This is a genomic window from Acidithiobacillus sp. YTS05, from assembly GCF_024396695.1.
GTDB lineage: Bacteria > Pseudomonadota > Gammaproteobacteria > Acidithiobacillales > Acidithiobacillaceae > Igneacidithiobacillus > Igneacidithiobacillus copahuensis.
Genome location: NZ_CP094359.1, coordinates 1,964,988 through 1,977,898 on the forward strand (window position 1 = coordinate 1,964,988; position 12,911 = coordinate 1,977,898).

General features: G+C 52.2%; 8 protein-coding genes, 1 tRNA gene, 2 pseudogenes and 1 other annotated feature. Of the genes and pseudogenes, 3 read left to right on the plus strand and 8 right to left on the minus strand.

Annotated elements, in window-relative coordinates:
- The first annotated feature begins 10 nt into the window (after window positions 1-10).
- From MQE22_RS09680 to MQE22_RS09690, 3 genes and pseudogenes are all read left to right on the plus strand, one after another.
- Window positions 11-1,065, plus strand: a pseudogene (locus MQE22_RS09680) (IS5 family transposase).
- Between the two features lie 180 nt (window positions 1,066-1,245).
- Complete coding sequence (locus tag MQE22_RS09685; protein WP_215872381.1) at window positions 1,246-2,499, plus strand: NAD(P)/FAD-dependent oxidoreductase; 1,254 nt, start codon at window positions 1,246-1,248, stop codon at window positions 2,497-2,499.
- Complete coding sequence (locus MQE22_RS09690; protein ID WP_215872382.1) at window positions 2,492-3,283, plus strand: M15 family metallopeptidase; 792 nt, start codon at window positions 2,492-2,494, stop codon at window positions 3,281-3,283. The genes MQE22_RS09685 and MQE22_RS09690 overlap by 8 nt, the downstream gene beginning before the upstream one ends.
- Window positions 3,284-3,573: 290 nt before the next feature.
- On the opposite strand, the gene MQE22_RS09700 is transcribed toward MQE22_RS09690, so the two are convergent.
- The 8 genes and pseudogenes from MQE22_RS09700 to MQE22_RS09735 form a co-directional block, all read right to left on the minus strand.
- Window positions 3,574-4,989: an APC family permease gene (locus tag MQE22_RS09700; RefSeq protein WP_215872383.1), complete on the minus strand. Its 1,416-nt coding sequence runs from the start codon at window positions 4,987-4,989 to the stop codon at window positions 3,574-3,576.
- A 236-nt stretch (window positions 4,990-5,225) separates the two neighbouring features.
- On the minus strand, window positions 5,226-6,095 hold the full coding sequence (locus tag MQE22_RS09705; protein WP_215872384.1) for an IS110 family RNA-guided transposase: 870 nt from the start codon (window positions 6,093-6,095) through the stop codon (window positions 5,226-5,228).
- 397 nt (window positions 6,096-6,492) lie between these two features.
- Entirely contained in the window at window positions 6,493-8,901 is a 2,409-nt protein-coding gene (locus MQE22_RS09710; RefSeq protein ID WP_255789687.1) for a TonB-dependent receptor, read from the minus strand.
- A 297-nt stretch (window positions 8,902-9,198) separates the two neighbouring features.
- Window positions 9,199-9,573, minus strand: coding sequence for a hypothetical protein (locus MQE22_RS09715; protein WP_319643718.1), 375 nt, complete (start codon window positions 9,571-9,573; stop codon window positions 9,199-9,201).
- A gap of 576 nt (window positions 9,574-10,149) precedes the next feature.
- Window positions 10,150-11,377 (minus strand): annotated as a pseudogene (locus MQE22_RS09720) (IS3 family transposase).
- Window positions 10,983-11,099 (minus strand) — a sequence feature (AL1L pseudoknot). (Overlaps the previous pseudogene by 117 nt.)
- A gap of 4 nt (window positions 11,378-11,381) precedes the next feature.
- Window positions 11,382-11,903 (minus strand): site-specific integrase, encoded by a 522-nt coding sequence (locus MQE22_RS09725; RefSeq protein ID WP_215871333.1) that lies wholly within the window; start codon window positions 11,901-11,903, stop codon window positions 11,382-11,384.
- Window positions 11,904-12,162: 259 nt separating this feature from the next.
- Window positions 12,163-12,239: transfer RNA gene (locus MQE22_RS09730), tRNA-Arg, on the minus strand.
- A 14-nt stretch (window positions 12,240-12,253) separates the two neighbouring features.
- Window positions 12,254-12,880 carry an RlmE family RNA methyltransferase gene (locus MQE22_RS09735; protein ID WP_215871332.1) on the minus strand — a complete coding sequence of 209 codons (627 nt, stop codon included), beginning with the start codon at window positions 12,878-12,880 and terminating at the stop codon, window positions 12,254-12,256.
- Window positions 12,881-12,911: the final 31 nt, after the last annotated feature.

Here is a 12,911-nt window from a genome sequence, read left to right on the forward strand (position 1 = left end):
GGATTCGGTCATGCGCGGAAGCAACGTAAAGGCGGGCTCGATGTTCAGCTATCTGTCCCCGAGGAGCGAGTGCCGAAGGACCATCCTCTGCGTGCTATCCAGATGATCATAGATCGATCCCTGGCAGAGCTCGACGGACATTCCAACCAGATCTATTCAGACTTGGGCCGTCCCTCGATTCCCCCAGAGCACCTGCTTCGCGCTTTTCTGTTGCAGGTGTTTTATAGCGTGTGCTCCGAGCGGCAGCTCATCGAACAGCTGGAGTACAATCTCCTATTCCGCTGGTTTGTGGGTTTGGGTATGGATGATTCGATTTGGGTGCCCACGGTGTTCACCAAGAACCGGGATCGCTTACTGGACAACGGAACGGTACAACGTTTTTTTCAGACGATCCTGGTGCAGGCAAGGCATCAGGGGTTTCTGTCCGAGGAGCACTTTTCTGTGGATGGCACCTTGCTGGAAGCTTGGGCCTCACAAAAATCCTTCCAGCCCAACGATCCCGAGGATCGGCAGGGCGGCGGCTCGGATTTCCGTGGGCAGAAGCGCAGCAATGACACCCATGCCTCGGTAACGGACACCGATTGTCGCCTCTACAAAAAGGCACCCGGGGATGCCTCGCGGCTAGCGTATCTGGGGTATGTACTCATGGATAACCGACAGGGCTTGATCGTGGGAGACCAGGTCACCACGGCGGATGGGACGGCAGAGGTAGATGCTGCGTTACAACTCATGGATGATCTGGGTGGAAGCCAACGGATCACCCTTGGTGCCGATAAGGGCTACGATCGTCATGGCTTCTTCCGGGACCGTCGTGATCGGAATGTCACCCCGCACGTGGCCCGTAAGTGCAAGGGATCCGGGGTAGATGGTCGCACGACCCGTCATGTCGGGTACAGCATCAGCACTCGTGTACGCAAGCGGATCGAGTCGATCTTTGGGTGGATGAAGACCGTGGGCGGGATGCGCAAAACGCGATTCCGTAGATTGGAGCGGGTGGGGATGCACTTCACCCTGGTGTCCACCGCTTACAATTTGGTGCGTATGGCACGACTGGGGGTGGCGTGATGGGAGTACTGCGTCCAGAGTTCGGGAAATCGAGTCGATTGACCAGAAAAAAGCCGTCCAGAACTGTCCTCAAGCCAAGTTTTTCGAGAAAAAGGCACCGAGTGGTCGTTGTCATTCAGTTTTTTAGCGGCCTGTTTTCAGCAGGTTGTTCCCGGTTCATGATTTGTTGTAAATAGGGCCATGGCAAAATCGGTACTGGTGGTGGGTGCGGGGATTGTGGGTCTCTCGATAGCGCTACAGTTGCAGTTGCGTGGTTGGCAGGTGCAACTCTGGGATCGCCAGCCAGCGGGGGAGGGGACCTCTTATGGCAATGCCGGACTCATTCAACGCGAGGCGGTGTTCCCCCAGCCCTTTCCGCGGGATCTTCATGAACTTTGGCGTTACGCCGGCAATCGCAGCAGTCGTGCACAGTACCGGTTTCGCGCCCTGCCGCCACTGGCAGCCGCCTTTCTGCGCTATTGGCGCGCATCTCGTCCTGATCGTCTGCAACGCAGTGCCAAGGACTACGGTGCCCTCATTCGCCATTGTCTGGAGGACCACCTGGCGCTGGCAGCCTTGACCGATGCCAGCGAATTATATCGGCCGGGGGGTTGGATACAAACCTTTCAGACGCCAGAACATTTGGCGGCGGAGTCGGCGGCGGCCGCCTATAAAAAGCTGCACTTTGACGTGGAATATGCCTTGTGGGACGAAAATGCGCTGAAACAGCACCTTCCCATGCTGCGCGCTGGTCTCGCTGGCGCCATTCACTGGACACAACCCTTGGCACTGATCGAACCGGTCGCGTTGTCGCAGGCCTATTTGCGGACCTTTCAACAGCAGGGCGGCGAATTTGTCTTGGAGGGCATCAAAGAACTGGAAAAGACCGCGCACGGCTGGCGTATCCGCGGCGAGAAACAATCAGGAGAAGCTCCCTGGCTGGTATTCAGCATGGGCGCCTGGACGGTAGATTGGGCTAAGCGCTTGGGGTATCAGGCTCCGGTGTTCGTTAAACGGGGCTATCATCAGCATTATACCCAAAACGCAGAGCCGGGACTGCCGCTACCGGTATTGGATAGCGAGGCGGGTTATGTACTCGCACCGATGCGCCACGGTCTGCGCCTGACCACCGGGGCCGAATTTGCCGGGCGGGATGACCCACCATCGTTGCGCCAGCTAAGCCTGGCGGAGGCGGCGGCGCGTAAGCTCTACCCGGGTCTGGGGCGTCCCCTGGACCCCGAGCCCTGGCTGGGACATCGTCCGTGTACGGGGGACATGCTACCTATCATCGGTCCGCTGCGGGAGCAACCAGGCATCTTCCTTGCCTTTGGGCACTGCCACCAGGGCCTGACCATGGGGCCGAGTACCGGCCGACTGGTGGCGCAGATGCTGGAGAATGACCCGCACCCCTTTATTGATCCCCGGCCGTATCGTCCGGAGCGTTTCCATGACTGAGGCGCTGGCCGGACTGAGCAGCGAGGAGTTTCACAAAGAATATAGCCGGATTCCGATCACTGAATGCGGGGAAGCGCTGATCGAGATCCCGGTCAGGTTTCCACGCCTTCTGCCACACCCCTACGTCGCTGCAGGCGCCCCTTATGCAGACAGTTCCCCGTGGTTTTTGCGAAGCGGCGTAGTGGCCGCACTGAAAGAGGCGCAGTCCGTCCTAGAGGAGCGGAACCCAGGCTGGAGCATCGCCATCTTTGATGCCTGGCGGCCTCTTGCGGTGCAAGCCTTCATGGTTTGGCGGCAATTCATCGACGAGGCGAGCACACTTGATGTGGGCACCCGCGAGCTGGCAGGCGCATGCAACGACCCGATGGAATTGCGTAGTCGGCATCCAGAACTGTATGCCGATTTGGCAGCGCGCGTGTATCGCTTTTGGGGAATCGCCAATCCGGATCCCAGTCATCCGCCGCCCCACAGCACTGGCGCAGCTCTGGATTGCACCTTGTTGGACGAGCAGGGTGCGCCCGTCCCCATGGGCGGACCGGTAGATGACTTCAGCGATCGGGCAAGCCCGGACTATTTTGCGAATGCGCAAATGACTTCTGCGGAAGCGCAGTTTCATCACCATCGCAAGATTTTGCAGCGCGCTCTCTGTCAACGAGGTTTTGTGCAACATCCTGGGGAGTGGTGGCATTTTTCTCTGGGCGACCAGTTCTGGGCGTGGCGTACCCGCGCCGCTTATGCCCGTTATGGCCGTGTGGATTCTCCACGAAAGAACGCCCCTCAGTGAGCGGTACCCTACGACTACCTCGCGGACGTCCTACAGCGGATGGCCACCCACCCCGCCAAGGACGTTGACCAACTCACCACCAGATTGTGGAAAGAACAATTCGCCGCCAACCCCCTGCGCTTCGATTTGTATCGCATCCACAACCATCACTGAAGAACGCCCCCAGAGAGCAGTTACTCAGGGGCGGGTTTTTGGACGAACGTGATGCTAGAAACGCTCCAAAGCTTCTCTCCATGCAGCCTCCCCAAACCATTCAATTCTCCAGCAGTATCTACGCCACGGGTTCAAGTTTAAGACGCGTTTATCTTTCCTGCCTGATCAATAGTTTTTTGATCAACTCGGGAAATTCCTAGAACTCCAATCGCTATCCATATGGCGACAATAATTGGACCAAGAACAACCGGCCAAGGAAATGGATAGATTGTAAAAAACAGCCCAAGAATGATAAGCATGCTGCTAATTATAGGGGCTAGTACGTGCGTAACAAAATTCATAGTATGGTAACGTTTGAAGTATAATGTGAGAGCTATGTTTGCAATAATATGAGCCAGAAAAGAAGCAATAGAGGAAATTGTCAATAAAACTAGAAACCCATTATATGGTCCAAGAATAAGACCAGCAGTGACACTAATGACAAAACTCAGAACGGTTGCCCAAATGATGGCAAGGTAAGGCGAGCGGTATCTTTGGTGAATATTTTTTAATGAAGTCGGCAATAAAATTCCGTCACGAGCAAAAGCAAACATCATGCGAACAAGTGAATTTAAAGGCGCTAGGATACCAGTTAACAAACTGTTCAAAATAAATAAAATCAAAATAAAAGACATCCACAAGCCGATGTCTGATCTAACTAATATGACACCAGGTATACTTGATTTGCTAAATGACGTCATGTTAAGTGGCCCCCAACCTACCGTCAACGCATAAGACATCAGCACGAAAAGTCCCGCAGAGAATAAAAACGACGAAGTGACAGCGAGGCGGATGATCTTATGCGGTTGATGCACTTCCTCTCCAAACGTCGCTGCCGCGCTATAACCAGACATTGAAAACATAGCAAGTATCAGCCCGATGCCAACTCCAGACCAGCCGTGCAATGCTAAATGCGGATTAAGAAATACTGACATCGTATTGTGAGAATGTGGCGAACATATAATCCACAACGAGATCACTATTAATATGATGATTTCTGCTGTCCCGGTCCAAAGAGAATATTTCAAAGATGGCCCGATACCACGGTATGAAAAATATAAGACGAACGCATAGATCAAACCCAAGAGAGCAATCCAGCTACCGCTAGGCAAGTGACTATGAAAGTAGGTTAGCAACCCAGGCAAAAATATACCTGCAACAAAAAGCGAAGCATTAGTTATAATCATGATATATGATAGCATAAAAAGCCACCCAGTAAGTATCCCGGCCTTCGGTCCCCAGCCTTGGCTTACGTAGTTATAAAATCCACCAGCACTCGCGATATGACGTGAAAACTGTACTGTAGTGTTAACCGTAAATGCCATTGCAACGGCCGCCAAGAAAAACGTAAGAGGTAAGGCGCCCAGTGCATATGTAGCAGTTCCAGTCATGGTGGCTGCCATAGCGCCCGCTGGTGCGATCACAGAGATGGATTGGTATGTAGTTTGCCAGAACCCTATGGCTTTCGTGTTTACGTTTTCACTATTATTAAATTTAACAACCACTTTTTTCATCTCCTTTATTAAAAGTTCTGATTTTGATAATACTAGGCATTAGTCTAAAAAAGTAAAGCCATATAGCAAATTCATTATCAACAGCGCAGAGCGCATTAACCACGGCCCCAATACCTTGCCAATGAAACTCGCGGTTAAGAGGCCATAGTTTTATTATGATTATCATGCTATTCCCTGTAAATACATAAGATTAGATCGCCATCTAGTGTAACGCTATTCCTTTAACAAAATATGTATTAATAGAATCTCTCGCTGCGCCTGGAGATACCGTCTAGGCCAAAATTATGCAACCTTGAATTCAGGGTCGAAGCGTTTTCCGAATTTGAGCACGCCGAAGGCCTGGTGTAGGAGCTTGCGCATGGCCGCTTCCCAGCCCAATGGCCCGACTGGCGGATCAAGGGATTGAGCCCAGCATAGGCCACCACCTGCTTAACCGAATGGAAGCGATCCAATGGACTGAGATAGGCCGGCAAAGTAGCGGCGGTTTTCTCTCCAATGCCAGGAATGCTGGAGAGCAGATTTTGCTGCTTTTTGAGATCTGGATGGTTATCGATGTGGCTCTCAATTTGGGCACGGATTATCTGGATTTTCGTTTCCAGGAAATCCAGTTGGTCCTTGACGGATTGCCGCGCCAGACCTTCAGCGGATTCCTGGCGGTTCCTCTCCATTCTCTGTAGTGTCAGAAGATCATCCATGCGCTGTACAAAGGCTTGAAGGTCGACGATCTCGTCGGCTGGCGGTACCCAGGCTGCGTGACGATGCATCCTGCAATAAGGGGCAATGAGCCGAGAATCGGCCTTGTCCGTCTTGACCCGGGCTAGCTCGGTTTTGCTGAAGGCATGGATCTGTGCAGGGTTGACCACGCTGATCAGGATCCGCTGCTGTACCAAGAAACGCGCCAAATTACGGCCGTAGGCGCCGGTGGCTTCCGTGCACAAGTGGGCTTCGAGAGCGCCGTACTGGCGTAACCAATCGCGGAATTTCTGAGGACCAACAGGATCATTGGGAAAGACCTTACTGCGATACTTTCCTTCCAAACTCAGAAGAGCTAAGTCAATCCTGGCCTTGGCCACATCGATGCCGACAAAAAGGTTGGGTTGTTTCATACCAAACTCCTTCCAAAAACAACGTGACGATCAGCGGACTATGCCGCTTCATTCTTAGTTGTGCAGGCTCACACCACAAGGCTGGCCTAGGATCCCGTCCGAACATACTGGCAAAGGTAAGGCAAGGGATTAATTTCCAGGGCAAGACAAGTCCTTAGAGCGACAAGAGTCTATCTTGCCTCGCGCCGGGGATCAGCCGAAGGGTACCAGTCCACACGGACCGATTCCAATACATAAGACGAGGAGTGTACCGTCCGCGCCCATCATCTAATCGCCAGCGCAAGGCTGATCGCGTAAGGACGTGCGAAATACATACTGAGCACGGCGATTCTCCTTGTCCATTAACGTCCACCATCACTTAAGCAGGTTCATTATCGGTTCTTTAGCGTGGTTAGATTCAGTAAAATCTACCAGATATACCGACTTCAATAAAACGAGGCATGCCAGGGTAGGCGGAGTTATACTGATTTCCAACAGCGGTAAATCTGTATTGCTTGTACACCTGCGCTGTATGGACGTAATAATGGTTATCAAACAGGTTATCTATCGAAAGCGTTGCCTTGATATACCGTACATGTGGTACTTCAATAGGCAACTTATAGCTCGCATTTAGATTTACTAAGAAATATGGAGAAACCTTTACCGATTCAGTAGGCACTGTGGCGTCTTGCAATACCAGTTCTGGCTCGGTAGGCGGTAGATCATATGTTGTTGGTTGTGACCCTGTGTAAGATCCATATATTTGCAAGAAAAGTCTATGTGTTTTAAAGTTGACGCCAAGATTCGCCAACCAATTAGGGACGGCTGCAAGTGGATCTCCGGCAAATACGTAGCCATATTGCCCCTCAAACGGAGTATCACTGGCTGAAAACGAGTTCATATATTTTGCATCAGTGTAGGAACCAGACGCAAATAGAGACCACCTATGAGTTAAAATATACTTTCCGGAGATCTCAATACCTTTCATTTGTTCTTCACCAATATTTGAATACAAAGAAAAATTTGTTAAATAGTCAGTGTAGAATGAAAACATTCCGTGCATATTTTGCAAAAACCCATCAACGTTAAGATAAAGCCTTTTACTCACATATCTCGCACCTGCTTCATAGGCATTAACTGTTTCCGGACCGGGCGCCACTGTTGTGCTTCCGGAGGAACCTAAAACATAATCCTGCACAGGGGCAAAACGGGCTCCCTTACCATAACTAGCGTAGGCGATTATATGTTTTGTGACATCGTATGAAAGACCAAAATAAGGGAGAATATCTTTACTATAATTGCTCAGAGTGTAAGGGTGTGGTGGGGTTCCGTAAATATTGTATGGTACGTAGTTTGTTGTATTTACTCCTGTTATTGTTACTCCAGGCTCTATATGTAGGGAATTGTTAAATAGAGATAGTTTATCCTGAATAAATCCGCTGAATACAGTCCGTCTTGCTATGTTGCCGTAAGTCAAGGCATTATATCCTGCTTCCTCAGGCATATTGAGAGTTCCATAAGCGTAGGTAGCATTATTATTACCTGTCGATTCGTTTGCAATTAACCCACCAATAGTTATCGTATTGAGTGGAAGGAATATGTTGATCTTTGGCACAAAACCTATAGTTCTGGTGTGATTGACTTGCAGCTCGGCTGCCTCTCCAGCATGGTAGCTACCAAAGCTCTGGACAGGGTTATAAGTAAAATTATTATTATTCCCATATTCCTGACCAATGGGTCCGTACGCAAAGTACGGCGAGTTGAAGTTAACCTGATACGGATACGTTTCATTGATGTATTGGGGATCTGTATATCCTTCAAATCTATTATCCTTATGTATATAAAACACCTTCCCAGAAAGTACTATATATCTATTTAAATAGGTTTGGTCTCCGAGAATCGCAGTAAGAAATCTATTGTTTTGATGGTTGCTAGCCTCCGTTAACGGATAATTATAGAAAATACCGTATTTATCAAGCTGCGGAATCGGAGTTGTCTCTGTTAGCATGTAGCCTGATCCGCGGTTGTAAATAATCGTGGCAAAAACCTTTGATAAGCCATAGTCGTATGGTTTTATCGCGCTGAATAAAAAATCTGTATACTTTGCGGGGGTATGTTGAATATATCCATCTGTAGTTGTTCTGCTAAGTCTGGCAAGTATTTTTAGCCCTCCCGTATCAGGTATCGATCCGGTATTTACCTGAAATCCATAGGTGTCTGTAGAAAATGAACCGATTTTTGAAAATAAGTCTACGTAGAATTTTTTTGTTGGCTGTTTTGTTTTGTACGATACGGTACCTCCAACCGTAGCGAACCCACCTCTGTCAGGGGGAGCTACACCCGGATAGACGTGAATCCCTTCAATCTGACCCATGCTTACTAAAGATCCTACATTATTATCCTGATTGTTGATATACGCGCCTTGACCTCCGTGTAAAAGGCTAATCATTGGAATACCATCTAATGTTTGGGCTAACTGACTCATTCTAACCCCGCGAACCGTAAGGGTTGGTGTTCCTGGCCCGATATTCTGTTGGTATTCGTTCACCGAAGGGGTGAGTTTTAGAATGCTGTAGATTGATGCAGCAGAGCTCGCGTGGTCGATTTCTTTCTTCCCAATAATGGACATGGCCGAGGCGATGTTCTTTTCCCCGATCTTGAGCTTTTGATATTTTTTCTCGATCTTCTTGAGTTCTACCACCTTCTTGTCGCTACTGCTGGGTGTCCCTGCCAGGACCGGTAGGGCATACCCCCCCATCACGACGATCGCTGTGCAGACTGCGATACGGCAGGAACGGCTGCTCAGTACGGGGAATCCAGATCTCATGTTTTGCGTCCTCTCTTTCTTCGATTGCGTTAAACCAAGAATGAACTCTAGCTACTAATCTCTACGGGAACCGTAAAACGCAAAGGCTTATGCGGCATGTGTGTCGTGTAGGCCGGGAAAGTGGTATTGCGAATCGCGCGCAAGGCGGCTCTGCGGATGAGCGGGTTATCCGTTCCTCCGACCACGTGGACGTCAAACGCGGATCCACCAGAGAAGGTGCCACCTGAAATGCCACTGTCACGGTCCCGTGCAGGTGCAAGCGCTTAACTATGGCCGGGATCCGCAGGTTCTTCTTGACTAGGGAGCGTGCTCCCGAGCCATAGGCACCAAATTCGGGGTAACGAGAAAAATGGCTTCATCGAGCCGGTTGGAAAATCCCTCTCCACGAGCGCTGCCATAGTGGTGTACCAGCCCATAATGGCGAAGCGCTGCACTGAGCAAACCCTCTTCCGGCAGCCTGCGTGAACTCTCCAGTAGTTCTTGGAGATCGTTTCGATTCATCTTGCCGTGTTCTGATACCCTCCAGAGAATCTCCCGGCCTTTTCGGGCGGCACTCCGCAAATACCAACCGCGATCAAATATCACCGTCAGCACCATCAGCAGCAGGAGTATCAAGAGGTACAGAACACCGTCAGAATAATTGGCGAGATGAATCAGATAATCGAAAGACATAGTCGACCCTCACAAAGCAGGGGATGCGATCAGAAACACAAAGGAGCCAGAGCCACCCGTAATGACGCAAAGAAAGCCAAAATCATACCTGTTACAACATCAGCAATGTTTATGCCAACTTTTTGATGGAGAACGAGAATACGCGCGCGACATTGAATAAGTCCTCATAATAACAGTAGGTTAGGATGTTCTGGCACCTCTCAGTGACGATGATCTAACCCGCTGTTTCCGAAGCTCTAATGCATATTCATGGTGCAATGATATGCACCCGCATAGTGCCTTGCACTAGGCTGGACTTCCTTCCTGAAAACTGGTGCAGTCGATAGACGCACCAAATGAAATCCTGCTGGTCGTCCCCAGACCTACTGGAGTAGGCACCTCGAAAAGCCCAGTTCCGGTGCATAAATTCAGAAACCTTTGGCACTCCTTGAGGCAGGAGGAGTAGCATGCAAATGCAGCACATCGGATACGCCGCGCGTTTCAGCTTTTGTTGCAGCCTGAATCCTCCCGATTTCTATGGAGGCTCTGTAACGTGACTGAACCACCCCGGCATTGGCGGAGGCTGTTGTGTTGAAGTTAGGCGGCAACGGAGGTTGATTGCCCAAGTTGCCGGTAGTAGTTTGCCTCAGCTTCTGCTGGGGGTACATAACCCAAGGGTGCCATCAGCCGCTGCTGGTTGAACCAGGACACCCACTCCAGAGTGGCCCACTCCACAGCATCGGCGGATTTCCAGGGACCGCGTCGGTGGATGGGTTCGGCCTTGTACAACCCGTTGATGGTCTCGGCCAAGGCGTTGTCGTAGCTGTCGCCAGTACTGCCGACCGAAGGGTCGATACCTGCCTCCTGAAGCCTTTCCGTATACCGGATGCTGACATACTGAGATCCTTTATCTGAGTGGTGAATCAGGGTCTGATCGCGCTCGAGCTGACGCGCGCACAAAGCCTGCTCCAGAGCATCGAGGACGAAGTCGGTAGTCATGCTGCGACTGACCCGCCAGCCGACGATGGAGCGGGCGAACACGTCGATGATAAAGGCGACATAGACCCATCCCTGCCAGGTGGAGACGTAGGTGAAATCAGACACCCAGAGCTGGTTGGGCCTCTCGGCAGTGAACTGACGCTTGACCCGATCCAATGGATACGGGGTCAGCGGATTGCTCACAGTGGTCCGCACGGGTTTCCCGCGGACCACGCCCTGCAGGCCCAGACGGCGCATCAGCCGCTCGACCGTGCAGCGAGCCACCTGAATACTTCGCGCTGGAGTTGCTTCCAGACCTTGACGACACCATAGACCTGCTGGTTGGCATTCCAGACGCGCGTGATCTCTGGCAGTAGCAGCGTATCGCGCTGTTCCCGGCGACTGCGCAGCTCCGGGTTGCGACGTCGGGCTGTGCGGCGTCGATAGGCCGACGGGGCGACCTGCAATACCTCGCAGATCGGCTCGACCCCGTAGGCTTCTCGGTACTGGTCGATGTAAGCCGTTACGACTTGAGCTTGCGGTCGAGCTCCGCTTGCGCGAAAAAAGCGCTGGCGGTTCGCAGAATCTCATTGGCTCGCCGCAGCTCCTTGGCCTCCCGCTCCAGTTCTTTGATACGCTGGGCTTCGGCAGTGGTCACACCCGGCCGCCGACCTGTATCTATCTCTACACGCTTGACCCACTCGTGCAGGGTGGCGGCAGAACAGCCAATCTTGGGCGCAATCGACTCGACTGCCGCCCACAGGGACGGATATTCGCTACGATGCTCCTGCACCAGACGTACCGCACGTTCACGCACTTCGGGGGAATACTTCTTGGCTCTGTTCATGGCTTCATTCTCTCTCGAATCGAAGCCTCCTCAAAACCCGGGGTGGTTCAGTTTCGATGGCAAAGCGCACGACGGGCAGGAGACAGGGATTCCGTGCTCTTGCGCATTCCCGAAACAGGCGTTCTTCTTCGTCGCCTTGCGAGCGGCGGTCGCGGCCTCTTCCAACCTTTGGCAGCTGGACTTTGGCAGTGGGTAAGCCCATGGGAAACGCCAACCCCCATTCGCGCTCGGCCTTTTTCAATACGCGGCTCAGCAACCCAAGCTCATGTTTCACCGTCTGGCCGGATACTGATTTTCCGCCGCGCCCTGTCTCCTTCAATCGCTGGTCCCTGTATATTGCGATAGCACTTGGGGTCAGCCTGGCGACACTCGTCTTGCCAAAATGTTCTCTGAGCGATTTGGCACGAGAAAGCTCAGGATAACAGTGTTTTTTCTCTGTCAAGACTTCCCGCTCATATCGGTCTAGTAGTTCAGCGATAGTAGTGCGCTCGGCTTCTGTACGATCCTGCCAGACGCCACGCTCCATTTCTGCCTCGACTTGCTTCGCCCAGGCTTGCGCCTCGCTCTTGGTGCGAAAGGTCCTGACCTGCTGCGGGTAGCCTTTTTCTTGCGTATCCTTACCTGCCAGCCGATGCGTACGTTCTGGTCATCATAGCGAGGGGAAATGGTTGCCATGCGACACCTCCACGACGGTGCTTTTTTCGGCTCAGTGTCGCGCCAGTGGAGCGGAAAATCAACAAACTGGAGGAGGAGGCGTTGCAATCTTTACAACTTATTGATTTTATTGGCGCGCGGTAGAGGATTCGAACCTCTGGCCTTTGGCTTCGGAGGCCAACGCTCTATCCAGCTGAGCTAACCGCGCATGAGGACTGCAGTTTATTTTGTCGGACCGCGGAAGTCCAGCGCGAGCCAGTATTGCTCTGCCGAACGGGCGCGGGAGGCGTCGGGTTTGCGCACGACGATTTTCGCAAAATTGGCGCGCAGTTCCCGCCGTAATTCCTCGGCCCCAGCACCCATGAAAACCTTCATCAACAGAGTGCCGCCGGGTACCAGCCACTCCCGGGCCAGATCGAGGGCCAACTCGCACAAGCCTATGGCGCGGGCCTGATCACTACTGGCGATTCCAGACATATTGGGCGCCATATCGCTCATGACCAGATCCACCCCCTCGGGAAAGGCTTCGCGGCATTGCGCAATCACGTCCTCATCGTAGATGTCGCCCTCGATCACCAGGGCATCGGCAATGGGATCCATGGCCAGCCGATCTACCGCAACAATACGCCCTTGCGGGCCGATGATTGGCGCCGCGACCTGCGTCCAGCCGCCGGGCGCCGCTCCCAGATCGAGAACCCGCATACCCCGTCGCAAGATGCGGTCTTTTTCTTGTATTTCCAGCAACTTGTAGCTAGCCCGGGAGCGATAGCCCTCCTTCGCCGCCCGTTGCACGTATGCGTCCTGAAAATGTTCCTTGAGCCAGCGTCCACTCGATTTACTGCGCGCCACGCCTCTCTCCTTTTGACCCCACCAGCGGCGA